27 protein-coding genes, 1 tRNA gene and 3 pseudogenes are annotated in these 25,578 nt (G+C 38.4%); 15 read left to right on the top strand and 16 right to left on the bottom strand.

Annotated elements, in window-relative coordinates; all coding sequences use genetic code 11:
- Positions 1–125: 125 nt before the first annotated feature.
- From D3222_RS14420 to D3222_RS14410, 3 genes are all read right to left on the bottom strand, one after another.
- The gene (locus D3222_RS14420) at positions 126–848 is read right to left on the bottom strand and encodes a helix-turn-helix transcriptional regulator (RefSeq protein WP_118986807.1); all 723 of its coding nucleotides are present in this window, start codon (positions 846–848) and stop codon (positions 126–128) included.
- Positions 849–1,007: 159 nt separating this feature from the next.
- On the bottom strand, positions 1,008–1,730 hold the full coding sequence (locus D3222_RS14415; protein ID WP_118986779.1) for a helix-turn-helix transcriptional regulator: 723 nt from the start codon (positions 1,728–1,730) through the stop codon (positions 1,008–1,010).
- Positions 1,731–1,890: 160 nt separating this feature from the next.
- Positions 1,891–2,619, bottom strand: a complete 729-nt coding sequence (locus D3222_RS14410; protein WP_118986806.1) for a helix-turn-helix transcriptional regulator — start codon at positions 2,617–2,619, stop codon at positions 1,891–1,893.
- A gap of 835 nt (positions 2,620–3,454) precedes the next feature.
- Here D3222_RS14410 and D3222_RS14405 point away from each other — a divergent pair.
- On the top strand, positions 3,455–4,840 hold the full coding sequence (locus D3222_RS14405; protein WP_118986778.1) for an SLC13 family permease: 1,386 nt from the start codon (positions 3,455–3,457) through the stop codon (positions 4,838–4,840).
- Between the two features lie 38 nt (positions 4,841–4,878).
- Here the strand turns inward: D3222_RS14405 and D3222_RS14400 are convergent.
- A pseudogene (locus tag D3222_RS14400) lies at positions 4,879–4,986 on the bottom strand (IS1 family transposase); the annotation flags it as partial.
- Positions 4,987–5,619: 633 nt separating this feature from the next.
- Here D3222_RS14400 and D3222_RS14395 point away from each other — a divergent pair.
- Genes D3222_RS14395 through D3222_RS14385 form a run of 3 tightly spaced genes read left to right on the top strand, consistent with a single transcriptional unit; the run spans position 5,620 to position 7,742 of the window.
- Positions 5,620–5,847, top strand: a complete 228-nt coding sequence (locus D3222_RS14395) for a hypothetical protein (protein ID WP_232832529.1) — start codon at positions 5,620–5,622, stop codon at positions 5,845–5,847.
- The gene (locus tag D3222_RS14390) at positions 5,840–6,511 is read left to right on the top strand and encodes a dTMP kinase (RefSeq protein ID WP_118986777.1); all 672 of its coding nucleotides are present in this window, start codon (positions 5,840–5,842) and stop codon (positions 6,509–6,511) included. The genes D3222_RS14395 and D3222_RS14390 overlap by 8 nt, the downstream gene beginning before the upstream one ends.
- Before the next feature lie 49 nt (positions 6,512–6,560).
- Positions 6,561–7,742 (top strand): MFS transporter, encoded by a 1,182-nt coding sequence (locus D3222_RS14385; RefSeq protein ID WP_118986776.1) that lies wholly within the window; start codon positions 6,561–6,563, stop codon positions 7,740–7,742.
- Between the two features lie 374 nt (positions 7,743–8,116).
- Here D3222_RS14385 and D3222_RS14380 read toward each other — a convergent pair whose 3' ends face one another.
- Positions 8,117–8,962, bottom strand: coding sequence for a 2OG-Fe(II) oxygenase family protein (locus tag D3222_RS14380; RefSeq protein WP_232832528.1), 846 nt, complete (start codon positions 8,960–8,962; stop codon positions 8,117–8,119).
- Here D3222_RS14380 and D3222_RS26055 point away from each other — a divergent pair.
- From D3222_RS26055 to D3222_RS25555, 4 genes are all read left to right on the top strand, one after another.
- Positions 8,961–9,140: a hypothetical protein gene (locus tag D3222_RS26055; RefSeq protein ID WP_232832527.1), complete on the top strand. Its 180-nt coding sequence runs from the start codon at positions 8,961–8,963 to the stop codon at positions 9,138–9,140. The two genes, D3222_RS14380 and D3222_RS26055, sit on opposite strands and share 2 nt — an antisense overlap.
- A gap of 684 nt (positions 9,141–9,824) precedes the next feature.
- Positions 9,825–10,388, top strand: a complete 564-nt coding sequence (locus D3222_RS14375) for a DUF2975 domain-containing protein (RefSeq protein WP_157975338.1) — start codon at positions 9,825–9,827, stop codon at positions 10,386–10,388.
- Positions 10,389–10,397: 9 nt separating this feature from the next.
- The gene (locus D3222_RS14370) at positions 10,398–10,604 is read left to right on the top strand and encodes a helix-turn-helix domain-containing protein (protein WP_049583242.1); all 207 of its coding nucleotides are present in this window, start codon (positions 10,398–10,400) and stop codon (positions 10,602–10,604) included.
- A gap of 60 nt (positions 10,605–10,664) precedes the next feature.
- Entirely contained in the window at positions 10,665–10,982 is a 318-nt protein-coding gene (locus D3222_RS25555) for a hypothetical protein (protein ID WP_192880992.1), read from the top strand.
- 261 nt (positions 10,983–11,243) lie between these two features.
- Here D3222_RS25555 and dynB read toward each other — a convergent pair whose 3' ends face one another.
- Positions 11,244–11,423 (bottom strand): dynobactin A family peptide antibiotic, encoded by a 180-nt coding sequence (gene dynB / locus D3222_RS14360; protein WP_036772053.1) that lies wholly within the window; start codon positions 11,421–11,423, stop codon positions 11,244–11,246.
- Between the two features lie 58 nt (positions 11,424–11,481).
- On the opposite strand from dynB, the gene D3222_RS14355 reads away from it, so the two are divergent.
- The gene (locus D3222_RS14355) at positions 11,482–11,823 is read left to right on the top strand and encodes a hypothetical protein (protein WP_118986773.1); all 342 of its coding nucleotides are present in this window, start codon (positions 11,482–11,484) and stop codon (positions 11,821–11,823) included.
- Between the two features lie 2 nt (positions 11,824–11,825).
- Complete coding sequence (locus D3222_RS14350) at positions 11,826–13,931, top strand: peptidase domain-containing ABC transporter (RefSeq protein WP_118986772.1); 2,106 nt, start codon at positions 11,826–11,828, stop codon at positions 13,929–13,931.
- Between the two features lie 191 nt (positions 13,932–14,122).
- Here the strand turns inward: D3222_RS14350 and mltD are convergent, their stop codons facing one another.
- Together mltD and gloB are read right to left on the bottom strand one after the other, a co-directional pair.
- Positions 14,123–15,487, bottom strand: a complete 1,365-nt coding sequence (gene mltD / locus D3222_RS14345; RefSeq protein WP_118986771.1) for a murein transglycosylase D — start codon at positions 15,485–15,487, stop codon at positions 14,123–14,125.
- A 71-nt stretch (positions 15,488–15,558) separates the two neighbouring features.
- Complete coding sequence (gene gloB / locus D3222_RS14340) at positions 15,559–16,311, bottom strand: hydroxyacylglutathione hydrolase (protein ID WP_118986770.1); 753 nt, start codon at positions 16,309–16,311, stop codon at positions 15,559–15,561.
- Positions 16,312–16,353: 42 nt separating this feature from the next.
- On the opposite strand from gloB, the gene D3222_RS14335 reads away from it, so the two are divergent.
- The gene (locus D3222_RS14335) at positions 16,354–17,070 is read left to right on the top strand and encodes a class I SAM-dependent methyltransferase (protein ID WP_118986769.1); all 717 of its coding nucleotides are present in this window, start codon (positions 16,354–16,356) and stop codon (positions 17,068–17,070) included.
- On the opposite strand, the gene rnhA is transcribed toward D3222_RS14335, so the two are convergent.
- Positions 17,067–17,537 (bottom strand): ribonuclease HI, encoded by a 471-nt coding sequence (gene rnhA / locus D3222_RS14330; RefSeq protein WP_118986768.1) that lies wholly within the window; start codon positions 17,535–17,537, stop codon positions 17,067–17,069. The two genes, D3222_RS14335 and rnhA, sit on opposite strands and share 4 nt — an antisense overlap.
- A 57-nt stretch (positions 17,538–17,594) precedes the next feature.
- On the opposite strand from rnhA, the gene dnaQ reads away from it, so the two are divergent.
- Together dnaQ and D3222_RS14320 are read left to right on the top strand one after the other, a co-directional pair.
- Positions 17,595–18,341 (top strand): DNA polymerase III subunit epsilon, encoded by a 747-nt coding sequence (gene dnaQ, locus D3222_RS14325; protein WP_118986767.1) that lies wholly within the window; start codon positions 17,595–17,597, stop codon positions 18,339–18,341.
- A 129-nt stretch (positions 18,342–18,470) separates the two neighbouring features.
- A tRNA-Asp gene (locus D3222_RS14320) sits at positions 18,471–18,547 on the top strand.
- 106 nt (positions 18,548–18,653) lie between these two features.
- Here the strand turns inward: D3222_RS14320 and D3222_RS14315 are convergent.
- From D3222_RS14315 to D3222_RS14305, 3 genes and pseudogenes are all read right to left on the bottom strand, one after another.
- Positions 18,654–18,920 carry a helix-turn-helix domain-containing protein gene (locus D3222_RS14315; protein ID WP_118986766.1) on the bottom strand — a complete coding sequence of 89 codons (267 nt, stop codon included), beginning with the start codon at positions 18,918–18,920 and terminating at the stop codon, positions 18,654–18,656.
- 415 nt (positions 18,921–19,335) lie between these two features.
- Entirely contained in the window at positions 19,336–20,019 is a 684-nt protein-coding gene (locus tag D3222_RS14310; RefSeq protein WP_118986765.1) for a helix-turn-helix transcriptional regulator, read from the bottom strand.
- Between the two features lie 14 nt (positions 20,020–20,033).
- A pseudogene (locus D3222_RS14305) lies at positions 20,034–20,231 on the bottom strand (PAS domain-containing protein); the annotation flags it as partial.
- Positions 20,232–20,999: 768 nt separating this feature from the next.
- Between D3222_RS14305 and tkt the strand changes: the two are divergent.
- Positions 21,000–23,000 carry a transketolase gene (gene tkt, locus D3222_RS14300; RefSeq protein ID WP_118986764.1) on the top strand — a complete coding sequence of 667 codons (2,001 nt, stop codon included), beginning with the start codon at positions 21,000–21,002 and terminating at the stop codon, positions 22,998–23,000.
- A 105-nt stretch (positions 23,001–23,105) separates the two neighbouring features.
- On the opposite strand, the gene D3222_RS14295 is transcribed toward tkt, so the two are convergent.
- The 4 genes and pseudogenes from D3222_RS14295 to D3222_RS26475 all read right to left on the bottom strand — a co-directional run.
- Positions 23,106–23,477, bottom strand: coding sequence for an antibiotic biosynthesis monooxygenase family protein (locus D3222_RS14295; protein WP_118986763.1), 372 nt, complete (start codon positions 23,475–23,477; stop codon positions 23,106–23,108).
- Positions 23,478–23,493: 16 nt separating this feature from the next.
- Positions 23,494–24,009 (bottom strand): MarR family winged helix-turn-helix transcriptional regulator, encoded by a 516-nt coding sequence (locus D3222_RS14290; RefSeq protein WP_118986762.1) that lies wholly within the window; start codon positions 24,007–24,009, stop codon positions 23,494–23,496.
- A gap of 296 nt (positions 24,010–24,305) precedes the next feature.
- A complete protein-coding gene (locus D3222_RS26050) occupies positions 24,306–24,680 on the bottom strand; it encodes a TetR/AcrR family transcriptional regulator C-terminal ligand-binding domain-containing protein (protein ID WP_232832535.1) in 375 nt (124 codons plus the stop codon).
- Positions 24,681–24,746: 66 nt separating this feature from the next.
- A pseudogene (locus D3222_RS26475) lies at positions 24,747–24,842 on the bottom strand (TetR family transcriptional regulator); the annotation flags it as partial.
- Positions 24,843–25,145: 303 nt separating this feature from the next.
- On the opposite strand from D3222_RS26475, the gene aroH reads away from it, so the two are divergent.
- Positions 25,146–25,544, top strand: a complete 399-nt coding sequence (aroH, locus tag D3222_RS14280; RefSeq protein ID WP_198672819.1) for a chorismate mutase — start codon at positions 25,146–25,148, stop codon at positions 25,542–25,544.
- Positions 25,545–25,578 lie beyond the last annotated feature (34 nt).

Below are 25,578 nucleotides of genomic sequence, written 5' to 3'. Positions count from 1 at the left end.
ATAACGTCCATGTGAGGTATCCCACAAAACTGTTTTTCGCGTTGTTAAGCGAGTTTTGGTTGGAGCATAAGGTTCTGTTAGACAGAACCCTAATGGAATAGTGACAATAACGGTATGGTTCATCGTTATGCCAGAGGTATATAGGGATTAGGGTTAATAAATCGGGTAGGAGCATAATTATCGTACCCCTTACCCCTGCAATATTCTTTTAACTGGCTTAATGAATTTATCCCTATTTTTTGGTAAATAAATTGTAACCTGCTTTGTACCGTTCTATATGTGATACCTAATTTTCTTGCTATATCTTTAGCACTGAGTGACTGCAACGCAAAAAATACGATATCGAACTCCCTATCTGTAAATAAGTCAGTTGGTGTGCCAAAAGTTAATGAGTCCGGATGCCTGCTGTTTTCAAAATGGTACATGGAATAAATTTCAAGTTTTCTACCGTGTCCCACAACCCCAATACATTTTCCATCCTTCATTAGCGGTGTAATATTGACTAGAAGCGGTTGGATTATTTTTTCTCTCCCGCCGTAAGTGAAGGTGTTTAGTACCGGAATGGTCTTTTGACTCGTCATTACATTTCTATCATTGGCTTGTATAATATCTACAAACTCGACCCACGGTCCTGGACATTCACTATCAAGCCTACCTTCCATATTAAAACCTTTGGGTAGGTTGCAGTAATAATGTGTAACATCATTAGCGTAAACGAATCGAGATTCGCTATCTTTTATAATCCAGAAATCGTTGCTGTTTTCCATGTATGATATGAATGCATCAAAGCTCTTTGAATGAACATCCAGGTCTTTGTTTACAGAGAAACTCATCGTGTTATCTTTCATAATTTCCCCATCATGATTGAACTGTAAAACTGTGATAACGTCCATGTGAGGTATCCCACAAAACTGCTTTCCGCACTGTTAAGCGAGTTTTGGTTGGAGCATAAGGTTCTGTTAGACAGAACCCTAATGGCATAGTGACGACAGCAATGCTGTGCATTGTTATGCCAGAGGTATATAGGGATTAGGGTTAATAAATCGGGTAGGAGCATAATTATCGTACCCTTTGCCCCTGCAATATTCTTTTAACTGGCTTAATGAATTTATCCCTATTTTCTGATAAATGATATGCAGCCTGCTTTGTACCGTTCTATATGTGATACCTAATTTTCTTGCTATATCTTTAGCACTGAGTGACTGCAACGCAAAAAATACTATATCGAACTCTCTATCAGTCAATAAATCAGTTGGTGTGCCAAAAGTTAATGAGTCAGGATGCCTGCTGTTTTCAAAATGGTACATGGAATAAATTTGGAGTTTTTTGCCGTGTCCCACAACCCCAATGCATTTTCCATCCTTCATTAGTGGTGTAACATTGACCAGAAATGGTTGGATTATTTTTTCTCTTCCGCCGTAAGTGAAAGTGTTTAGTACCGGAATGGTCTTTTGACTCGTCATTACATTGCCATCACTAGCATGTACAATATCTTCAAGCTCAGACCACGGAGCTGGACACTCACCAACAAGCCTCCCTTCTATATTAAAACCCTTAGGAAGACCGCTGTAATAAATCATCGTATCATTGGCATAGACGAATCGATGTTCGTTGTCTTTTATAGCCCAAAAGTCGTTGCTGTTTTCCATATATGATATGAAAGCATCAAAGCTTTTTGAATGAACATCCAGATCTTTGTTTACAGAGAAACTCATCGTGTTATCTTTCATAATTTCACCTATCATGATTGAACTGTAAAACCGTGATAACGTCCATGTGAGGTATCTCACAAAACTGCTTTTCGTTCTGTTAAGCGAGTTTTGGTCGGAGCATAAGGTTCTGTTAGACAGAACCCTAATGGCATAGTGATAATAACGATGTGGTTCATTGTTATGCCAGAGGTATATAGGGATTAGGGTTAATAAATCGGGTAGGAGCATAATTATCGTACCCCTTACCCCTGCAATATTCTTTTAACTGGCTTAATGAATTTATCCCTATTTTCTGATAAATGATATGCAGCCTGCTTTGTACCGTTCTATAGGTGATACCTAATTTTCTCGCTATATCTTTAGCACTTAGCGATTGCAAAGCAAAAAATACTATATCGAACTCTCTGTCGGTAAATAAATCAGTTGGTGTGCCAAAAGTTAATGAGTCCGGATGTCTGTTGTTTTCAAAATGGTACATGGAATAAATTTCAAGTTTTCTACCGTGTCCCACAACCCCAATGCATTTTCCATCCTTAATTAGCGGTGTAAGATCGGCTAAAAATGGCTGGATCATTTTTTCTTTCCCGCCGTAAGTGAAAGTGTTTAGTACCGGAATAGTTTTTTGACTCGTCATTACGTTTTTATCATTAGCTTGTATAATATCTTCAAATTCGGACCACGGTGCCGGACACTCACCATCAAGCTTCCCTTCTATGTTAAAACCTTTAGGAAGGTCGCTGTAATAAAGCGCAATATCATTCGCATAGACGAATCGAGATTCATTGTCTTTTATAATCCAAAGATCATTGCTGTTTTCCATGTACGATATAAAAGCATCAAAGCTTTTTGAATGAACATCCAGATCTTTGTTTACAGAGAAACTCATAGTGTTAGTGTTATCTTTCATAATTTCACCCATCATGATTAAACTGTAATAACTTCCATGTAAAGTTATCACTTTTACGACACAATGAATAATTGTATTTATGAGTTTTGGGACACCTATTTGGTGCGGATGACTCTATAAAGGATAAATACCTTCAATATGCTAATATTTTATATTGTGTAAAATTTTTCTTGTTGATTATGTTATTAATGAAATATTTCAATATGAAATACGTTGGATGGAATATGTGAGAATTTACACCGTAGGACCTGACTCGTTCAGGTTAAATCATGTGAACTCTGGTTTTTCATACTATCTGAAAGAAAAGGATTATAAAAACTTTCACTTATTCAAGTATTAAAACTTTCCCCTCATGAAGTTATCAGTGAAAAATGAGAAAAAATTGGCTTTATTCGTGCTCATATAAAAAACACCATACTTTAAATACGTCAGTTTAAACTTGTTTTATTCTACTTTAACCTGTCAAACCTCTTGACGAATTAATTCGCTAGATTTTTAACCATCATTGATGCTAAAACACCCGCTCATTTTTTAAATAGATTTGTTAGCAACTTGAGGAGAAGTAAAACTCACCGGCTTTTGTGCCACAAAAAAACTGCATAAAACGTAGTGATTTCCTATACCTATAAAGGTGTAATAATGTGATGTAACAACAAAAACTTGTATAAAATACCATCTGTTACGATTTAATCGGCTGGTTCTCGCGCTTTAGATCCCAAAATTTAAAGAACGGCATTTGCTTCCTAGGGAAGACTCCTTATATTCACACGCCTTGTATTTTTTTAACAATTGTAGCAATGGTGGATCAGATATCACCGGCGCTAATGGAGTCACCATGGATGCTTCTGAATCTTTAACATTAGCCATGAAGCCAAATTTTTCTAATAAAAAAGGCTTAATTATTCTGGCTGCTGATATTGCATTACTATTTATTCTACTTAATACATTACCGTTTGGTGAAAAAGCTAATGCAGGTTTAGCACTAATGGTATTTGCTGGCGTACTGTGGCTTACCGAAGCTATTCACGTCACTATTACTGCATTATGTATTCCAATTCTGGCGGTTGGTATGGGATTGATGAATACGGGAGATGCGCTGAAATCTTTTGCTAATCCTATCATCTTCCTATTTTTTGGTGGTTTTGCTCTGGCAACCGCACTTCACATCCAAGGACTGGACAGACTGATTGCTAACCGTCTGCTGATGATTGCCCGTGGACGTTTGTCTGTAGCGGTGATGTTGTTGTTTGGTGTGACGGCTTGCCTTTCCATGTGGATCAGTAACACAGCGACTGCCGCGATGATGTTGCCATTAGTATTGGGTATTTTGTCGAATCTGGATGCGCGTTCTGAGCGTCATACGTTTGTATTTGTGCTGTTGGGGGTAGCTTATAGTGCAAGTATCGGTGGTTTAGGTACTTTGGTAGGAAGCCCGCCAAATGCAATTGCAGCAGCTCAACTGGGTATTGATTTCTTCAGTTGGATGAAATTGGGCATTCCTTTGGTTGTTATTTTGATGCCAATGATGGTGGGTATTATGTATCTGATGCTGCGCCCGAATTTGAATCATAAATTCGACATGAAGCTGGAAAAACAGGATTGGACTGGCAAGCGTCTGATGACCATGCTGATCTTCCTATTAACTGTATTTTGCTGGATCTTTAGCACGGTTATCAGTTCTGCCTTAGGGGGCGTGAAAGATCTGGATACCATTATTGCTGTCGGTGCTGCCGTTCTGATTGGTATAACGGGAGTGGCGAGTTGGTCCCAGATTCAGAACAATACTGAGTGGGGTGTGTTGATACTGTTTGGTGGTGGTCTGACTTTAAGCGCTATTTTGAAAAACTCAGGTGCTAGTGAAATCATGGCAAATGGTATGGCCGCTACTTTTGGCGCAAGCCACTGGTTTGTGATTATTGTTGCGGTCGCGGCATTTATTATCTTCCTGACTGAATTTACCAGTAATACAGCTAGCGCCGCTTTGTTAGTACCGATATTCGCAACCGTTGCGGAAGCGTTGGGTATGCCGATAATGACGCTGACACTCATTATCGGTTTCGGGGCATCCTGTGCCTTTATGTTGCCGGTTGCCACACCACCTAATGCGATTGTTTTCAGCTCCGGTCATATTAAACAGACTGAAATGGTCAGAGTGGGTATGGTGCTGAATATTGCCTGCATCGCGATTATCTCTCTGTTTGCTTGGTTATTCTGGTTATAACTGAAAATTTACTAAATCCTTCTGGACACAATAACTCATCAATATCCCCATCGAATGTACGGTGGGGATATTGTGCCGATGACCTTATCATGCATTCCTACTGATTTTGAGTAGCCTAAAGTCTTACGATTTAGTCGCTTCAATCTAAGGTGAGGTCTGCGGATAGAATAGGTATTTCACGTCAACTTTGATCATCAAGAATTCTCTAATAAATGACAGAATTTTATATGATGATCACCGCATTGAATACATGACCGAAAGAAATAATGACAATAAATTCAAATGATTACATAAAATAAACCTATTGGAAAGCATACCAAGTTTTAATACAATTATTATCACAAAAAGTAACAAATAATTTACAGTTTTTTCAATGAGTTATATTTTTAGTTGTGATGGAATTCACAAATATATTAACTATTACATAACTGAAATAATAAAAACTGTTAATATTACAACGCTGGATTAAATTTTAACCCGGTGTATTTGTTAAAAAAAATCCTATAGGAGGATAAAATGAGTGTGATAACAGAACAAGCATTTAGACCACTAACTAATGATGAAAAATTAAATTATGATAATGGTTTAATGAGTTCATCCCCTGATTTTATTTTGGTACAAATCGTGAATATATAAAGTATCATTTTCCCCAGAAATATTAGGGGCACTTTTATCGTCAGATTATGCAATTTATTCAGGCAGATTATTTGATGTAAAAAAGACAATAGCATATTTAGTTTGTAGCAGGATTAGAACCTTTAAATGATTTAGTACAAGGGATGGAATTTTTTTCAAAAAATGGCATAGTTCCAGCAGTAGCAGTCTTTCATCCCGATCATGGTTCTGAATATCAAAATCACCCTAGACCTATTTTTGAAGATATTTATAAAACATATGCTGAGATGCATAAGTTATATCAAAAATATGGATTTAAACCATTTATTATCGGTAGTGGTAGAAATTCACTTGATACTGAAGCGTACTACGGGGAAAAAAGAAATGATTAAGCGTGGTTTATTTATAGCTTTTGAAGGAAATGATGGTGCAGGTAAATCAACAATTTCACGGGAAGTTTATGATATTTTATCTTTAGATTATAATAATATTGTTTTTTTAGATAAAAATTATCCTTTATTACCATCTGGGTATAGTATGTACCATATGGGGAAAATACGAGATGTGCTTTGGGATTATGACATTTCAGCTCCATTGGGTGAACTGGGTGACCGGCATTGGATTCTATTGATAGCATCATGGTTTGCTGTTTTGGATAGTTTAATTATTCAACCTTGTTTATTGGAAGGTAAAATTATTATATGTGATAGTTGGTATTATAAATATTTAGCAAGGTTCTTACTTAAATCCACGGAATTAGCAGAATTAAGTAACTCGGTTTTATCTATAAACACAAAGCCAGACATGGTTATATATCTTGATGTTCCTCCAGGTACTGCTGAAAAGAGGAAGAAAATATTAAAGCCTAGTGAATCTGGAAAATTAGAGACAAATGAAAAATATGATTTTATAGAATATCAAAAACACGTTCTTAATCAATACCAGACGTTTTATGATGACACTTGGAAAATTGTTGATACCGACACCTTAACTAAAGATGCAGTCATTAAATTAACAGTGGATATTATTCAAGGGGAAATATTGAAAAAAATGTAAATACTGTAAGCACTATATTTACTAAATCTATTTTAGTTGGAGAGAAATAATGGAAAAAGAATTTCGCAAATTAATATTAGCCTCATCAGGAAATTCTTTCACCTTGTATTTGGAGATGATAATATCATTCACGCTAATCACATATCATTGGAATGGTGGAGCGATATACTCATCTTTATATACAATTTCATATGCTGCATCGTTACTATTTCTAACGCCCTATGTTTCGTCATTTGTAGATGAAAATATAAAACCCAAAAAGTGTATTATTATCATTTCGTTACTTTGCGGTGTTATTACCGCATTTCAATACAACATTGATGACGTTAATATATATATTCTTTATTCTTTTATTAAAAACATCCTTCGTTTATTTCTAGGACCTTCTAATTTTATAATATTAAAAAACATATCAACCAACCAATTTGAAAAAAAATTTAGTTATTGGCAGGTTTTATTTCAAATATATAAAATGGCGGCCCCGTTATTTTTAGGTTTTATTCTTATCTATTATTCAATAAAACAGACTATTATTTTAATATCAATGCTTTATTTTATTTCAGCAATCTTATATATTTTTGTTTCAGAACCATTGATTAATGTTAACCGCAAGAAAAACAAGATATCACTAACTAATTACTTCAATATAATGAAAGACAATAAAATATTGTTTCCATTTATTGTTATTTCTACTTTAACTTGTTTTGGCTATCTATCAGATAGCTTAATAGCGCTTAGCTTTATGGAACAGGGACTAAATGGAAGCCATTATAGTTTTGCCATGTGTCTTTCTGGTGTTTCAGGTGTTTTAATTGGTTTAGTATTTGGAAAATATAAGATTAACATATCTTTAAATATTATATTGTTTTCATTCTTTTTGTGGGGGACGGGGTATCTTTTAATAGGAATAACAAATCAATTTAATTATTTATCTCCTGATAAAATCAGTTTATTTTTTATATTTTTAGCAATGGTAATAATAGGAGTAGGATCGTCTATGAATAATATTATTATTACCATTTATATGCAGAAATTCGCAACTAATGATAATTCGGCTAAAATATTTGGCTTAACGTCAATTTCTGTTGGTCTTTCCATGTTTATTGGCCCTTTGATAGGTTCCACAATATTTTATTTTTCTTCCATAAGCATCGTTTTTTTTACAACATTTATAGGTATTTTTTTAACCATCATTGTGGTTATTTTAATAAATCGTAAATCTACGTCATGATACGGTTTTATCCTTTTACTATTCTGGGGATCCAGTGAACAAAAAACACAATTTTAGAAAGTTTAATTCCGGCAATAGCAATTATTATTAAATTCTTTCGAGTAAATGTAGGTCCTCAAACCCCATGTAACCCCATTGACCTTTTCTTTATTCGGCAAGGTTGTTTTTATGGCAGCCACACGGTATTTCAGATTGAATACCATTATTGTTGAAAGACAGCTTGACTATCAGAAATTCATTCTCATATGTCTGACGATTTGGTGAGTCTGAGAGGGATCGAGGTTCATATGCCGATTTAACCTGACAGATACCGATATAAAGGTATCTGTCAACTAAATCTGTGTTATGACCTCGATTTATTATGCAGAAAATATCTACAAAGCGTCATTATCATCATCGTATGTCCGATTCATTTCTTGGATAGTAAATTCTTTGACGGATTGAACTTTGATTGGGCCGTTGGGACCATATTTGTAGATATTTCCAGCCAGATTGCTGACTAAATACATGACATACGACATTCTATCGCGCTGTCGATTGCGTTCTGTACGAACAACGCCATGCACGTTAGCTCGAACATTCGGCATTAAATTTTCAGTCAGCACTTCTAGCGAACTACCAAAATTAATGATCAGGTATCCCGGAACAGGATCAATAGCCAAAAGCTCATCATTTATATAAGCCAATAGACCACGTTCAGTTGATCTTAGGACAGTTACCCATCCTGAATCCCGATGAAATTTAGAACCTCGGGTGGCTTTTTCTGATCGGAAGTGGTTAAACGATAACACTTGGTTTTCTAGCCCTTCGGAAATACCATTGGTGACGAGTTCCCAATCACGACGAGGAATACCAACATAAGTTAGCACAGAGCGTAGTATACATATGCCGACGTGTGTCATATGGTGGCCTAGTGTCGCGACCTCTGACGGCATAAGGTTCCAGTGTTTCCGTTCGAGGCGGAAATGTTCCCATTGATCATGTTCTCTGTCGAAATAACCTTCGTAACCATTGGAAAAAGTGCATGATTTGAATCCTGTATAGGGTCGAAGGTTACCTTCTGCGGTGGGTTCAAAGAAGTGGTGTGCAAATCGATCACCGTGTTCAAAATCCATATATGGTGGTGCTTTCAGGAGGAAAAAACCATCCCTGAGTGCTCGGTCAAAACCGTCGTTGTCAGTAAAAATAAGATTATCTCCCTCTAGATAGGAGCGCGCCATGTCTGCTGATTTATATGTTTTTGAGACTTCGCTTTCCGATGGCATTGGTGGTAGTTCGACTGGGGTTCGCATTGTTGATGAGGTTTTCATAGTCGTAGTCCTTAGGTATAGTGATAGAGTTTTTATTTTATTCGTGAATATCTTTGATTTTTGGATGAAATTTGCTAGCCATTTATAATATTATACAATTTTCTATTCTTATCAGTTCGAAATAAAAGAAGTTTGGAAATTGAACCCGATAAGTTGTATTCAACATAATGTATCTTCATCTTGTTTATTATTATAGTGTATTAATTCGTTTTTTCGTTGTGTTTATGTCTAAGTAATTGTATTTTTTATAAATTTATAAATGGAATCATTTGTATTTTTACAATTGTTATTAATTTTATTGTAATTATCTATATTGGGTAAAGTATATGAAATTAATCTGATGGTAATTTATAACAAAGAGTTTATATAACTGCTGTTTGTATCTGAAATTATGTTTTTCCTGAGTAATTAAGTATTAAAATCATCTTTTTCTTTATGACAGATATATTTATTGTTTTAGAGTTTATCCTTATGGGGGTTTATTCCAGACAATGAATCCATATACCGGGTGAAATATATTTTTTTATTTTTATATCATGGAGTAATCCTATTAATAAAGGTTTTTGGATGTAAAAATTATCTTTGCTTATAGGAAAAAATGTTCATCTACCTTATCTGTTCATTTTTCTTTTTAAAAAGATGCTTGAAAAACAATTTGTTACCTAATTATTCTAATCCAAGGCATAAAATTATTATCGTTTTGCGATAAGTAAGTATTGTTTTGCGGTAATTTTTGGCTATAGTGTGATCATGCTTGATGATGGGGGTTAGTATGACAGACTCTTCAAAATTGGATCGAATGGCTAATCTTAGCTTAGTCATGTCTAAATTTTCTCTGTTAGTCATCACGGTGACTATTATAATTAACATTTTTAGTTGGTTGAAACCAGAATTGATCCTGGAGAAGTACGGACTTGGGTTTTCTCTCACGGAGAGAATATTACCTAATTTTGATATATATTCTTTCAGTTGGTGGCAGCTTACCGGTGGAATTCTCATAACAAGTACCCCGTTGTCATCATTAATATTTAGTTTGTGGGCTTTACATCAACTGTTTAGAAGTTATAGCCAAAGGGATTACTTTTCAAAGAAAACAGCAAGGTATTTAGGATTTGCTGGTTGGGGAGTGATTGGTTGGAGTATGTTAGATATTCTATGTGAGCCTTTGCTAACTTTATGGCTAACGATGAATGAGTCACAGGGGGGGCATTTTATATCAATAAGTTTGACTACCGGCCATTTTGTCGCTTTTTTTATGTCGGCTTGCTTGGCCATAATTTCTCGTATTCTTTATCAAGCCTGTGATATATACGCTGAAAATCAGAGTATTATATAGGGGTACACTGTGTCAATTCATATGACTCTAGATGTAATGATGGCAAAGAGGAAGGTTAAATCTAAAGATCTCGCGTTATTAATAGGAATTACCGAGCAGAATCTGTCTTTATTAAAGAAAGGAAAGATTAAGGGAATTAGATTTTCCACTTTAAATGCTATATGTCAATATTTGGAGTGTCAACCTGGAGATATACTGGAGTTTAAAGAAGATTAGTTGGTTAGTGTTAGTTAGTATTGTTAATTGTTATGTCAATTTAGTAAATAAGGAAAAGAGATGAAATTTCTATCATATGCTTTATTGCTTGGTTTGGCTTATATCCCGTTTTCTTTTGCAGAAACATCAGTAAATGATGTTAATAATGAAATTCATACCAATGAAAAAGGTGCCTTGAGTAAATGTACGGATTTACTTCCCAAAGGGCATTCATACACAATTAGTGTTGTTGGAAAGTCAGATAAGAAAACGGCGAATGTAGATGGAAAATTTAAAGGAAGGTTTGATGTTTCCGATGAAACAAAAAAGCCTTTAGATAAAAAAAGAAGTGAAGAGGTAAAACCTTTTATTCAATGTGTAAAAGATACTGTACTGTGATCTAAGATTTGTTTAATAATAAAGTGCCTGGGGTATTATCAGAGTTTTTGCTGAGGCTTGTTGTTTGAATCCTCAGGCACAGTTAGTTTAAAATATTTTTCCCGTGATATCTTCCTCTATTTGATGCTAGTAATAATGAGCATGAATTATGCCGAAAAAATGATATCTAATTGGAATAGTGATATCTCTGAAGTGGCTATTTTTAAGCAAAGTCATAAAGAGCCTATTGTGCTTAATAGGCTCTTGTTATATTACCAGGAATTAAAATCTATATGAGTGTACATTGCTATTCCATGAAGGAATAGTTGCTGATTGTACAAGTTTTTCAACTTTATTAGAACGAATAGGTTTTCCTTGTAGTGAATTTGATTTTTTTCCGACACAATCTATAAGCGCTTTGTTCCAAGTTTTATTTTGGCTAGGTTTGCTAAGCTTTTTCATTTCTATTCTCCTATTTACAATAAAGTTATTTCTATAGGATGGTGCTTATTGCTTATATATGATTCTATATAAGCAGGTGTCCCTCCTTCCCTATGAAAAATTTGGTCAGTTCGGTGGACATATTATTTCAATTTCTAATGTGGCCGCTTCATATCAGGAACTAAAAAGCTACAGTAATTCCCCTATTATATCAAATACGATGACTAATCAATCCTACTATAAAGTCACTGCAATACTTGATGAAAATCGCTTTATTTATCAAGGCAGTTCTATGGAGATTAGTAGCAACATGCGTGCGCAAACGACGGTATTTTTGGAAAAACGCTATTTGTATCAATGGATGTTTACACCTTTCTATGGCATTAAATCAAGTCTTATGGAACAGGACATAGGGAAATAGATATGTTAAAAGATATCTACAAAAAATTAGATTTAGGTTTTAAAAAAAAGGTTCCTCAATTTATTCAAAATGGAGACTCAGAGAGTGGTTTAACATGTATTGCGATGGTGGGGTATGCTTTTGGTATTAAAATAGAATTGTCTTCTTTACGGCAGCGTTTTGGTTCCTTTAATATGGAGAGAAATATTTCAGGTTTGGCTGAAATAGTTAATAATTTAGGAATGCAGTCACGAGCGCTAAGTTTAGAGCTAGATGAATTACATAATCTAAAATTGCCTTGTATCTTAAATTGGGATATGAGTCATTTTGTAGTATTAGTCCGTATTCGATTTGGGCGATTTATTATTCATGATCCAGAGTTTGGTCGTAGAGTTATCGGGTTAAAAGAAGTTGCATCTCATTTTACTGGAGTAGCACTTGAATTATGGCCTAATAATGAGTTTAAAATTAAGGTTAAAACTATACGAAACCCGGTAAAACTTATAGAGTTGTTTAATAATGTTCAAGGAATTAAGGTATTTTTGGTGAAGTTAATTAGCTTATCTATCATTGTAGAGCTGGTTAATATACTCTTACCTATTGGAACACAGTTGGTCATGGACCATGTGATTTTATCAAAGGATAAAGATCTATTGGTTCTTATTTGTCTTGGACTTATTGTTTTTACACTCTTTCGGACTTTTGCCAGTTTAATTCGATCTTGGTTTTCTATTGTTATGGGGGCTTTGATTGAAATACAGTGGAAAAATGGCTTATTTAATCATTTAATGGGGTTGCCTTTAGTCTATTTTGAAAAACGCAAACTTGGGGATATTCAATCACGTTTTAATTCATTAGATGTTATTCGCGATACGTTTACTGATACTTTGGTAAGAGGAGTTATTGATAGTATCATGGTAACGGGTGTTTTTATAATGATGTTACTATATGGCGGCTGGCTATTATGGGTTGTGGTGGGATTTACACTTATTTATACTTTACTTAGGGTAATGACTTATGAATATTATCAACAGGCTTCCCATGAACAAATTGTAAAAAATGCTCGGTCAAATTCTCATTTAATGGAGACATTATATGGGATTACTACATTGAAAGTATTAGGTCTTATCAGACATCGTTCACAACAATGGTTAAATCTCAATATAGAAGCAAGCAACTCTCAAATTCGTCTTAATAAGTTTGATATGATTTTTGCTGAAGTCAATGCGTTAATCGTTACTTTAGAACAAATTACTGTTCTTGGATTGGCGACTAATCAAGTGATTAATGAGAGTATGACCGTAGGAATGTTTGTCGCATTTAATGCATATCGGGGGTTATTTGCAGATAGGACAGCTAATCTAATTAACATTGCTTTGCAATTCAGAATGTTGTCGTTACATAATGAGCGTATTTCCGATATTGCTTTATCTAAAACAGAAGAGCAAAAAGAATCACGTCGTATTGTGGCACCAGAAAAGGCATCATCTTTGGAGGTCAAGAATTTAACTTTTCGATATGATAAATATGGTAAGCCAATTATTAATAATCTCAATCTTTGTTTCGAACCTGGTGAGAGTGTTGCTATTGTTGGTCCTTCTGGCATTGGCAAAACGACATTGATGAAATTAATGGCAGGATTAATAGAACCCGCTCACGGTGAGATTATTTTTAATAATATCAATATTATGGATATTGGGTTAAATAATTATCGTAAGCATATTGCCTGTGTTTTACAGGAAGATAAACTTTTTTCTGGTAGTATTTCCGAAAATATTTCTGGTTTCGATGATAATAAAGACGAAACATGGGTTGAGAAATGTGCCATATTGAGCAATATCCATCAAGATATTCTTAAATTACCTATGAAGTATGAAACAATGTTAAGTGAGTTAGGTGGGAGTTTGTCCGGTGGACAGAAACAGCGTTTATTGATTGCCAGGGCCCTTTATCGTCGCCCAAATATTTTATTTATGGATGAAGCGACTAGTCACTTAGATATTGATAATGAAGCTTCTATTAATGCTGCGATTTCAGCTTTATCGATAACTCGGATAATTATTGCACACCGTCCGTCGACCATTGCCTGTGCAGATCGGGTGATAACTTTGTCTAATATGGAATCATAATATTGAGTAATAGTATGTTTAACATTCAGATATTAATCATGAGGCTTTTATGAATATTGCAATTTCAGCTTTATTCCATTGGATATAAAGGAAATGGCCCCAGAAGGGGGCCGTCTATTATTGTCATCCTTACACCACCTCTTGGGGAGGTGGTAGTTGTTTCAACAGTAAAATACCACCTGGAAAAGATTTTAAGCTTCATCAGAAAATTCATTGATATAAAGCGTTAACTCAATTCCTGGCTTGAACTCTGTTGTTTTTATACCATTGTTCCAGTTCATTAAATCCTTAATGTTGATACCGTGACGTTTAGCAATACTCGCAATTGAGTCGCCTTGGCGGACTCGGTAAATAATGGCATTGTCGTTATTTACCCTTAATACTTGTCCAATTTTCAACAATCTGGCGGTTTTCAGATTATTCATGCGTTGTAATTCACGGGTGGAAACATTAAACCGTTTTGCAATAGCGGATAATGTATCACCTGAACGAACTTTATATTGGCTTTGTTTACTCAGTCGGCGGTTGTTTTTAGCAACTTCTTGACGAATATTGCTCAGAACTGTTTTATTTGCCAGCGAGTTTTTAAATTGATCAACTTTTGCCTTTGGCAGCATGATGTAATGCGGGCCGTTAGGCGATGTGACTCCCCGTTTATATCCAGGGTTATAGGCTTTAATGGACGTCAGGGACATGCCAGCCATTTCCGCGGCTTGAGACAGTGTGATTTGCTGACCAACATCAATTTGATTAAGTGCTCGTTGATTATTGGATTTTGGCAGCGTAATGCCATATTTATCACTGTGACGGATGACATCACTGAGCGCTAGAACTTTAGGTACATAAAGCGCAGTCTCCCGTGGTAGTGATAATGACCAGAAATCCGTTGGCTTGCCTTTTATCTGGTTTTCTTTTATTGCGCGCATAACACGGCCTTCGCCGCTGTTGTAAGCAGCAATAGTCAATAACCAGTCACCATTGAACATTTTATTCAGACGTTGTAACAGATTCAGGGCGGCAGTTGTTGATGCGGCAACGTCCCGGCGTGCGTCATACCATTTATCCTGAGTAAGACCGTAATTGCGGCCCGTATCCGGGATAATTTGCCACAGACCAGCGGCCTTGGCGCGTGAGGTAGCATGCGGGTTAAAAGCACTCTCCACTATGGGTACCAGTACCAGTTCCATTGGCATATCGCGTTGCTTGATCTGCCTGACTATCCAGTACATATACGGTTCAGCCCGTAAAGTTACATCGTGGAGATAGCTCTTGTTTTTCAGGTAATAATTTCGTTGTTCACGAACCCTGTAATTATCAGGGATCTCCATCTTCAACTCATCACGGATGTATCTCCACAGCTCCTGTTGAGCGCTGGGATCACCATCCTTCCAGTAGGCAGCAAACTGATTGGTGTCATCAGTTGCTGCTATCTTGCCTGTTTTTAGACTCGTTGAAGACGAATTCTGTGCCCGTTGCCCGGCTGTCGTCGACCAATCAGGCCCGGATTGACAGCCAACCAGCAAGACAGATGCGAACAGAATCGCTTTTGTCTTCATAATTAATTTTTATAGTTGCTTAAAAGACGAGCAATAATACTTATCTTGGCTTGATATGGCAACTATTTAAATCAGAATTGGTCTTTTTGTATTCTTAGCTGACGGAAAACGCTAGAAAGCGGTTGAGAGTGAGGTGTGATTCCAATATTTCTTTGTAAATCAATATCATCGCATTTTAAGAAAACATTGATTTTTTTCTCGGTTTGTAACGTGGTTGGTACTGTTGGTTGATTATTTTCCCTCATTTTAGTTACTTTTTGCTGGTATTCGCTAATAGTCTGATGGGGTAAAACAGCATGTGCAAACTTCATATTGGAAACGGTATATTCATGGGCGCAACAGATAAGTGTGTCATCAGGCAATTCAGCTATTTTTCCGATAGATGTGTACATCTGTTCAGCGGTGCCTTCAAAGAGACGTCCGCAGCCACCAGAGAACAATGTGTCTCCACAAAAAAGGTAAGGAGCTTGATAAAAAGCAATGTGCCCCAGAGTATGGCCTGGAACATCGATGATCTGGAAAGAAAAATGACCGAAATTGATGATATCACCGCCACATACTATCATGGTGGCACCTTTGCTCTGGGTTTCTGCTGGGCCGTATACTAGTAGCTCAGGGAATCGATCGATAATTCCAGGGACGCCACCAACATGATCGTGATGATGATGGGTAAGTAAAATTGCATCGGGTATCCAGCCACGAGATTTCAAGGTATCAAGAACAGGTTGTGATTCTGCCGGATCAACGATGACAACATGTCTATTTTCGTCACAAAGTAACCAAATGTAATTATCCGAAAGGGCAGGAATACTGATAAGCTCCATTGTATACCTCTTATTAACAGCGGGTTATAAGGAAAAGAAGCCATGAAATCTGCACATACAATACAGAACATAAATCCCCCGGCTTCTTGGGCTGATTTACCTTGGGGGGAGTATTACCGTGCCGCTTTGGAGCGCCAATTACAACCCTGGTGGCCGAAAATATTTGGTTTCCACCTGTTGAAAGTCGGTAATTTGAGTGCTGAAATTGACAGTAATGGCTGTCCTATTTTTAATCAGATTAATGTAGGTAAGGAAGGCAAGAATATGCAGGTGATTAGCGATCCTTACCATCTGCCGTTTGAAGAAAAGTCCGTTGATGCTTGCTTACTGAGTCATATGCTGGCTTACAGCGCTGATCCCCATCGTCTTTTACGGGAAGTTGACCGGGTGATGATTGATGATGGTTGGCTCATTATCAGTGGTTTTAATTCATTGAGTTTGCTGGGTTTGGGGAAATTAGTACCGGGATTGTGGCGCCATCAACCCTATTGCAGCCGGATGTTCTCCCTGATGCGCCAACTTGATTGGTTGAGCCTGCTTAATTATGAAGTGGTGTATCGTAACAGCTTTCAAATATTGCCTTGGCGAAATGAAACAGGTTTTTCTAATCGGCACTTGTCTGTATTAGGCTGTGTCAGTCTGATTATTGCCCGCAAACGCACACTGCCATTAACACTAAACCAGAGAAAAGTGACGCGATTAAAACCTAAATTGGGCAATGCCGTTGGCGTAACAAAATGTTACCGAAAGCGTAATTAATCTCTATTTTCGAGATATCCAGAGTCGGTTTCTGTTGGTGAGTTTGCGGCGGCACGGGCCAATTCATCACAACGTTCATTTTCATCATGTCCGGCGTGGCCTTTGACCCATTGCCAATCAATGTCATGGCGACTAATGGCTTGTTCAAGACGCCGCCATAAATCGACATTGATGACAGGAGATTTATCGGCTTTACGCCAGCCACGTTTTTTCCAGTTATGAATCCATTGTGTAATGCCTTGACGCACATACTGGCTGTCGGTGGTTAAGATAATTTTGCAAGGGCGAGTCAGCGTTTCCAGGCCAATAATTGCCGCCATGAGCTCCATTCTGTTGTTTGTTGTATGATAAAATCCTTCGCTAAGGGTTTTTTCGTGTTGTTGATAACGTAATAACACACCGTAGCCCCCAGGCCCTGGATTGCCGAGACAAGATCCATCGGTGAAAATTTCTACCTGCTTGCCCATATCTGGTAGACTCTTCTTATTCAATTCAAAACCCTAAGTTTGACATAAAAAGGCATTATGAGCACGGCAATTACACGACAAGTTGTTCTTGATACCGAAACTACCGGTATGAATAAATTAGGTGTTCACTATGAAGGGCACAAAATTATTGAAATTGGGGCGGTGGAGGTTATTAACCGTCGTCTAACCGGTCGCCATTTTCATGTCTATATTCAGCCGGATAGATTGGTCGATCCTGAGGCATTTGAAGTTCACGGAATCAGTGATGAATTTTTGCAGGATAAACCGCTGTTTGCTGATATTGCAGATGAATTCATTGAATTCATTTGTGGCGCTGAGTTAATTATCCATAACGCTCCCTTCGATATCGGTTTTATGGATTATGAATTTGGGAAACTGGGCCGTGATATCCCACCAACGGCTGATTTCTGCAAGATTACCGATAGTTTGCAATTAGCAAGAGCGTTGTTTCCGGGAAAAAGAAACAACCTTGATGTGTTGTGTGATCGTTATGATATAGACAATTCTAAACGAACCTTGCATGGGGCGTTACTTGATGCCGAGATATTGTCTGATGTCTATTTGATCATGACAGGCGGGCAGACTTCTCTTGCCTTTTCAATGGAAGGGGAGATTGCTGGCGGTGCGAATGTTTCTGAAATACAGCGTATTACCCGGCCTCAAACGGCATTAAAAGTTATTTATGCAACGGATGAAGAGCTCGTCGCTCATGAATCTAGGTTGGATTTCGTGGAGAAGAAAGGTGGGAGCTGTTTGTGGCGTATAAATTCTGGACAAAGCTAACATAAAATTGCAGATAAATTACCTTTTTGGGTGAAAAGTTGATCAAGCGCGCCGCTTTGTTATAAAAAATATTGACGGAATGATCTTGGATTCGTAATATTTACCCCGTTCTCAACCAGAACACTGTGCGGTGCGGTAGTTCAGTTGGTTAGAATACCGGCCTGTCACGCCGGGGGTCGCGGGTTCGAGTCCCGTCCGCACCGCCAAAGATTCCGAAGCCCTGGGTAGTTGCCCGGGGCTTTTTTGATTATATCATGCAGTAGTCTCTTTATTGGCAATGATGAAATTGCATTGAAATAAGACATAGAGAAGCTACCAGCTTTCTATACTTCTTGTTTCTGTAACCTTTATTAGGAGCTTATTTTCTTTACCAGGTCTATAGCGTGATGGCCAAATAGCCGATGGATGTAAACCCAATTCGGTGGCGATTAACGCTTCTCCCTTTGGCCATGGACGATGCAATGCATTACTCAGTGTCGATGATGCCAAACCTGCTTTACGGGAAACTGCTGAAAGATTTGTCCCTTGTTTTCTTAAGGCTGCAATAATATCCGCTGGATGCCAATCTTGAATATTCATCATAATTTCCTGATTTTAATTATTAGAAAACATCGATAATAGATAAATTATCAATGTTTTTACCGTTTGGTAGGGTAGTCATTAAGTACAGATTATCGATGAAAGTTAATTAAAGAGGCTATCGGAATGATTACTTAATAATGGTATCGGTTAGTTTATAACAAAATAAGACCTATATATTGCAAGTGTTTTTGCCGGATGTAAAGGCCATAATTATTATCTTTTAAAAGTATTCTTAGTTTAATAGCTCAATTTACTAATAGTTTCTTGCTGGTACTTTTAAGGTATTTTTATATAGCTTAATATGAAATTTTTATTCCATTAGTGGTACATTTCTTGCTGATATCACAGTATAAGTAGGAAAATTATTTCCATTGCTCCTCAAAGACAGCACTTGTCCAGGGTAACTATCATATTATATAAACATTTTACTTCCAGGTTTTAAAAATCTCTCGGGAACATAGAGGTCAAAATCATTAAGGCGGCAATATTCAGCCAATTGTTGACCAGAGTTAATACCAATTTTCTTGTATATCCGTAATATATGCGTTTCTACTGTGCGATAAGAAATATTCAGTATTCGCCCGATTTGTTTACTGGTGTATTTCTGTAGAAATAGAAAAATGACATCCCATTCCCGTTGAGTAAATAGCTCGGAAGGTGGCTGAAACATGATGGAAGCCGGGAGCTTACCATAAAAAAAGCGTGTCAGAGAAAAGGCTTCGGCTTTCCAGGCATGGAAAATGACACCGACACATTGATTATCCTCATTATAAAATGGAAACTTTTCGAAGAAGTAGGAGGAAAGTAATTTTTCTTTACCGTATAAATGGGTTTCTAATGAACATATTCTTTGTTCTGCTTGCATTACCGCTCTGTCATGGATCTGAAATTGTTCCGCAAAAGCGGCACCTGCCCAAGGTAGATCATTGTCCAGACGTCCTTCTACATTAAAACCACGGGGAAGATCGCGCAACATAGCCATTGCCTTGTTTTCATAGACAAAACGAGAACTTTGATCTTTTATTCCCCAGGGTTCATGACTGGTTTCCATTAGATTGATAATTTGAGACGATACGGTTAATTTTTTATAGCTCACAATATAATTCCTATTATAGGTGAAGGCAATTCGTCCGTTGACAGTCCTGCAATATCGAAACCTTCAGGCAAATTGAACAGTTGGTAAAAAGCAGGGTTTGCATATATAAATTTTGATTGGCGATCTCTAGCGCCCCACGGTTCATTACTTTTTTCCCACATGTAAATTAATTGCGGAGTGATATTATTTGGTCTGTTTTTGATATTTGACATGAAGTGCCCTGGCGGTTAATTAAGTAATCATCTGTATGTCTATTTTATGTGTCCTATTTAAAATAACCCGATTATATAATGGATTGCAATAATTAATTCGCCAAAAAATAATATTTTTTTATTTTATCTATATCTGTTAATTAAATTGCTTATTATTTTAGGTAAAAACATCATCATATAATAAAATATAACTGTGAGTATTATTTTATTTTAAATTGTTTATTTTCTTAATCGATATTAAAATAATATTGGTTTTTGATTGGTGTTTTTTCTATGTGTTCACTATTGATAAATTAAATTATTAAGAGAACATTGTCCTATAATTGGGAAAAATATAAACAGTCAATTTAGTCACCGAAAATTGCCATGAATCAAAAATGTGTCGCCGCTTAATTGGCTATTTTATCTCTTGATTTATAACTAATATACCCAATGGATTTCAAGATGCATCGCGACGGCAAGGGAGCGAATCCCTGGGAGCATAGAGAACTATGTGACCGGGGTGAGTGAGTGCAGCCAACAAAGAGGCAACTTGAAAGATAACGGGTATAGCTGTGTTTATTTCATTTACCCCTTTATATGCACAATGAGTTTGTTTATTACTCTGATGATGCTGAAATTCATTATAGAACAGTAAGGCAAATCAAAGAATTGCCGTTCAGATGAAATTAAGATAGTTTCCTGGTATTTGGCTTTAAAGATTGCGGTTTGTACGCTGTACTGAGAAAATTATCCCCCTAACCGTTTTTATCCCACTTGGAGTAGAAAATGACCACTCGTAAAACCCTTGCTAATGCTATTCGCTTCCTGAGCATGGATGCTGTGCAGAAAGCAAAATCAGGGCACCCTGGTGCGCCTATGGGAATGGCTGATATCGCTGAAGTTTTATGGCGTGATTATTTGAATCATAACCCAACTGATCCACATTGGGTCGATCGTGATCGTTTTGTATTGTCTAACGGTCATGGTTCTATGCTGATTTATAGCCTGTTACATCTCACTGGTTATGATGTTTCAGTTGATGATCTGAAAAATTTCCGTCAGTTACACTCTAAAACCCCAGGCCATCCTGAGTATGGTTATACTCCAGGCGTGGAAACTACGACAGGTCCTTTAGGGCAGGGGATTGCCAACGCAGTAGGTTTTGCGATTGCCGAACGTACTCTGGCCGCGCAATTTAACCGTCCTGGTCATGAGATCGTTGACCATGATACTTATGTCTTTATGGGTGATGGCTGCATGATGGAGGGCATTTCTCATGAAGTTTGCTCTCTGGCGGGAACGTTAAAGCTAGGCAAGTTGGTTGCTTTCTATGATGACAATGGCATCTCCATTGATGGTCATGTTGAAGGCTGGTTTACGGATGATACGGCAAGCCGTTTTGAGGCTTATGGCTGGCACGTGATTCGCGGTGTTGATGGTCATAATGCAGATTCAGTCAACGCTGCTATTGAAGAAGCACGTAAAGTTGCTGATAAACCTTCTTTGTTGATGTGCAAAACGATTATCGGTTTTGGCGCGCCAACCAAAGCGGGTACCCATGATTCTCATGGCGCGCCATTGGGTGATGGGGAAATTGCCGCGACTCGTGAAGCTCTGGGTTGGAATTATCCGGCATTTGAAATTCCAGCGGAAATCTATTCTGAGTGGGATGCAAAAGAAGCTGGCAATGTGAAACAAGCCGCTTGGAATGAAAAATTCGCTGCCTATGAAAAAGCGTATCCTGAATTAGCGGCTGAATTCAAACGTCGTACTGGTGGCGAGTTACCAACAAATTGGGAAGCTGAATCAAAAGCATTTATCGAACAGCTGCAAAAAAATCCGGCCAATATTGCCAGCCGTAAAGCCTCTCAGAATGCCTTGGAAACTTTTGGTAAGGTGTTGCCTGAATTTATGGGGGGATCTGCTGATTTGGCACCAAGTAACCTCACGATATGGTCAGGTTCTAAGCCATTGAACGAAGATCAGGCAGGTAACTACATCCATTATGGCGTTCGTGAATTTGGCATGTCAGCCATTATGAACGGTATCGCTTTGCATGGTGGTTTTGTGCCTTATGGTGCAACTTTCCTGATGTTCGTTGAATATGCCCGTAACGCAGTGCGTATGGCAGCATTGATGAAAATTCGCAGCATCTTTGTTTATACCCATGATTCAATTGGTTTGGGTGAAGATGGTCCGACTCACCAGCCAGTAGAACAGCTTGCCAGTTTGCGTGTGACGCCAAATTTGAGCACATGGCGCCCATGTGATCAGGTTGAATCCGCGGTGGCGTGGAAATACGCTATTGATCGTAAAGCCGGCCCATCAGCACTTATTTTCTCTCGTCAGAATTTGGCACAGCAAGAACGTACTGCTGAGCAGTTGGCTAATATTGAGAAAGGGGCTTACATCCTGAAAGATTGTCAGGGTCAGGGGCAGCCAGAACTGATTTTGATCGCAACGGGTTCGGAAATTGAATTGGCGGTGGATGCTTATAACCAATTGACTGAGGAAGGTCGTCAGGTGCGCGTAGTCTCCATGCCGTCTACCGACGCTTTTGATAAGCAAGATGCCGCATACCGAGAAGCGGTTCTGCCTGCTGCGGTTTCTGCCCGTGTTGCAATCGAAGCGGGTATCGCCGATTACTGGTTTAAATATGTCGGTATGAATGGCGCTATCGTTGGTATGGATACATTTGGTGAATCAGCGCCTGCTGATCAGTTGTTTAAAACGTTTGGTTTCACTGTAGAGAATGTGGTCGCTAAGGCTAAAGCTCTGCTGAAATAATGAGTAAATTCATGAATGAGCGCACCTGAGGTAAACGTTGAGCGGGTGCGCTCTTTTTCTGCACGATGTCGTTATTGAAGATGGATTGCGACAGTTTTCCTCGGCTTATGCCACGCAAATTCCAGGGACGGCTACTTTTTGGAATACGTGAGGCGAACCGACAATCCCATCAGGATATTTGGCGAGTTTCTCCTTGAATTCAGGATCGGTGAACGCGGCGCGGAAACGCTCCAGATTCTCCCAAACGGCGTAGTTCATGAATGTGCCACTACCAGCGATGCCGCGATGTAATTGTGCGGAAATCAGTCCTACCTTAGACCGGAAATATTCTGCATCTTCCTGCCAGGTTTCTATTAGGGTGTCAGCCATTGAGGGATCGACATGAAATATGTTCACTAGCACGATGGAGCCATCGGTGTTCGAAAATAACTGTTCCCGCAGGGTTACGTGGGTGTCCATTTCTTCTAGCTTGACCATTTCTATCTCCTGAAAATTATGTGTTTATATTTATGTTTGTATTGCTATCTGTGGTGCTATCTATCGTGCTATTTGGCACCGGTGACTCTTCCAGCTTCGTCTCCAAGCTGATCAATGTGTTTAATGTCACTTTTAGCTCGTTAGGATCAGAGGATTGCACCAGTGATCCGACCCATTCAACTTCCAGCGATATCGCCGCATCAAAAGTACGCCAACCCAGCTCGGTCAGTTGATAGAGTGGTGAGCGTTCATGCCGAGGATTAGTGATGGCTTTCACCATTCCTGAATTCAGCCCGAGATTCAATTGTTTTTGCACTCCTTGGCGTGTGATACCCATTGCGGCGGCAATCTGAGGCGCGGTAAGTGGATGTGGTGCGTGCGCAATCGCACCGAGTACTTGCCATCTCGCACTCGTGATTCCCAACGGGGCAACGAGCTGATCCCCTTTAGAGAGCAATAGGGCGTTGAGCCGAAATACCGCCAATGTGATCTCAGTGAATACCTCAAACACCGAAGTTTTCTCGGTTGACACGATTTACTTCCTTTTCCTTAGCACCTCGAAAAACGACAACCAGTTTCCATTTATTGAGATTGAATGTCAATATTTCAACAAGTGATTAGAGGGATTAATGTGTTAGATGTGATTTGTGACAGATTTTTGTCCTACTGATGAAGACGAGTTTTAGCCTTTATTTGTAACAAGGCTGTCATTGAGCGGGTGGGCTGTTGGTAACTAACCGTGAAGGTGGCTGTAGTTACTTACAGGTATCTTTAATATGCTGAGTTTCTATAGCCACGGTTGCGATAAGGAGATGATCGTTATTCGAATCAGTTGCCTGGAATAGCTGCCATTGCGGGTTCAATCAAGTGTCTAAGTCGTTCAGGAGGTACTCCGTCACGAGCTTGGAATGAAATAGTTTGGGTCAGACCAAGGAAATACGACGCCAGCACATCCACGTTTGTATTGGATGGGAGATCACCGTCGGCGATTCCTCGCTCTAGGCGAACACGGATCATATCCAGGGTTTTGGTACGCGCATCCTTGAGATAAGCCCATACTTCCTTGTTCTCCGTTAGATTGTTCACAACACCCAGGACAAGGAGGCATCCTCCAGCCTGATGGGAAGAGGCAATATTGATGGTACTCTCCAACATCGCGCGTAACCCTGAGCGTACTGTTTTTGCTTCATTGAGCGCTTGCATCGACTGGACACCGATCGTCTTAATATAGAGGTCGACTGCTTTGTAGAAGGCGTTCTTTTTACTTCCGAAGGCTGCATAAAAACTCGGTGGATTGATATTCATGGCAGCGGTGAGATCGACTAACTGTGTACCTTCATATCCTTTTGACCAAAATACTTCCATCGCACGTTTAAGTGCGATGTCCCGGTCGAAGTTGGGGGGTCTTCCTCGTCGAGACATGCAATTTCCTCGTATAAGCTTCTATATTTTGTAGTCAATATAACATAAAGATCTTGATCAATTTTGGCAAGCGCGATAGATTTTTGTAGTAGGTTTTATAAAAATACGCTCAAGCGAGAAGATTCTGACTTTGAAGGTTCCACAGCCTTCATCAAGACTAGATCCACAGCGCCGTGAGGTGCTGTTGAGGACTTTATTACAGTGGAAGTAAATCCGTCATAATAATGAAACGAAGGATGGATTTTTATGCAACGAATAACAGAACGAGGCGAACAATCAGCTTCTTGTCTGAGAGCGATTAGAGGCGCGGTACAAGTTGTAGCCGATACCCCGGAGTTAATAGCCAAAGGTACTGTGGAAATGGTTAGTCGGATCATTGCCAGCAACGGCCTTCACCACACTGATTTAATTAGCATCTTTTTCACGATAACCCCCGATCTGACCAGTGAATTACCGCCACTTGCCGTACAAGAGGCTGGCTGGACGCAAATTCCCATGCTCTGCGCTGCTGAACTGCACAGTCAGATGATGATCCCTAGAGTGATCCGGATGCTCGCCCATGTGCATTGGACGAAACAGAATAGCGAGCCTTGCCATGTTTACCTGCCTGGCACTACACCCGTTCGGCCGATACAGATTGTCTGACTACCTACCCGAACACGCCTGATTCAGTTAGCTC

Source organism: Photorhabdus sp. CRCIA-P01 (genome assembly GCF_003545805.1).
Classification (GTDB): Bacteria; Pseudomonadota; Gammaproteobacteria; order Enterobacterales; family Enterobacteriaceae; genus Photorhabdus; species Photorhabdus antumapuensis.
This window is presented reverse-complemented; position numbering and strand designations above follow the sequence as displayed.

Coding starts and splice junctions, on each gene's coding strand:
- D3222_RS14420 (WP_118986807.1), bottom strand. CDS start 848: ATGAAAGATAACACGATGAGTTTCTCTGTAAACAAAGACCTGGATGTT.
- D3222_RS14415 (WP_118986779.1), bottom strand. CDS start 1,730: ATGAAAGATAACACGATGAGTTTCTCTGTAAACAAAGATCTGGATGTT.
- D3222_RS14410 (WP_118986806.1), bottom strand. CDS start 2,619: ATGAAAGATAACACTAACACTATGAGTTTCTCTGTAAACAAAGATCTG.
- D3222_RS14405 (WP_118986778.1), top strand. CDS start 3,455: ATGGATGCTTCTGAATCTTTAACATTAGCCATGAAGCCAAATTTTTCT.
- D3222_RS14395 (WP_232832529.1), top strand. CDS start 5,620: ATGGAATTTTTTTCAAAAAATGGCATAGTTCCAGCAGTAGCAGTCTTT.
- D3222_RS14390 (WP_118986777.1), top strand. CDS start 5,840: ATGATTAAGCGTGGTTTATTTATAGCTTTTGAAGGAAATGATGGTGCA.
- D3222_RS14385 (WP_118986776.1), top strand. CDS start 6,561: ATGGAAAAAGAATTTCGCAAATTAATATTAGCCTCATCAGGAAATTCT.
- D3222_RS26055 (WP_232832527.1), top strand. CDS start 8,961: ATGTCTGCTGATTTATATGTTTTTGAGACTTCGCTTTCCGATGGCATT.
- D3222_RS14380 (WP_232832528.1), bottom strand. CDS start 8,962: ATGGCGCGCTCCTATCTAGAGGGAGATAATCTTATTTTTACTGACAAC.
- D3222_RS14375 (WP_157975338.1), top strand. CDS start 9,825: ATGACAGACTCTTCAAAATTGGATCGAATGGCTAATCTTAGCTTAGTC.
- D3222_RS25555 (WP_192880992.1), top strand. CDS start 10,665: ATGAAATTTCTATCATATGCTTTATTGCTTGGTTTGGCTTATATCCCG.
- dynB (WP_036772053.1), bottom strand. CDS start 11,423: ATGAAAAAGCTTAGCAAACCTAGCCAAAATAAAACTTGGAACAAAGCG.
- D3222_RS14355 (WP_118986773.1), top strand. CDS start 11,482: ATGATTCTATATAAGCAGGTGTCCCTCCTTCCCTATGAAAAATTTGGT.
- D3222_RS14350 (WP_118986772.1), top strand. CDS start 11,826: ATGTTAAAAGATATCTACAAAAAATTAGATTTAGGTTTTAAAAAAAAG.
- mltD (WP_118986771.1), bottom strand. CDS start 15,487: ATGAAGACAAAAGCGATTCTGTTCGCATCTGTCTTGCTGGTTGGCTGT.
- gloB (WP_118986770.1), bottom strand. CDS start 16,311: ATGGAGCTTATCAGTATTCCTGCCCTTTCGGATAATTACATTTGGTTA.
- D3222_RS14335 (WP_118986769.1), top strand. CDS start 16,354: ATGAAATCTGCACATACAATACAGAACATAAATCCCCCGGCTTCTTGG.
- rnhA (WP_118986768.1), bottom strand. CDS start 17,537: ATGGGCAAGCAGGTAGAAATTTTCACCGATGGATCTTGTCTCGGCAAT.
- dnaQ (WP_118986767.1), top strand. CDS start 17,595: ATGAGCACGGCAATTACACGACAAGTTGTTCTTGATACCGAAACTACC.
- D3222_RS14315 (WP_118986766.1), bottom strand. CDS start 18,920: ATGAATATTCAAGATTGGCATCCAGCGGATATTATTGCAGCCTTAAGA.
- tkt (WP_118986764.1), top strand. CDS start 21,000: ATGACCACTCGTAAAACCCTTGCTAATGCTATTCGCTTCCTGAGCATG.
- D3222_RS14295 (WP_118986763.1), bottom strand. CDS start 23,477: ATGGTCAAGCTAGAAGAAATGGACACCCACGTAACCCTGCGGGAACAG.
- D3222_RS26050 (WP_232832535.1), bottom strand. CDS start 24,680: ATGCAAGCGCTCAATGAAGCAAAAACAGTACGCTCAGGGTTACGCGCG.
- aroH (WP_198672819.1), top strand. CDS start 25,146: ATGCAACGAATAACAGAACGAGGCGAACAATCAGCTTCTTGTCTGAGA.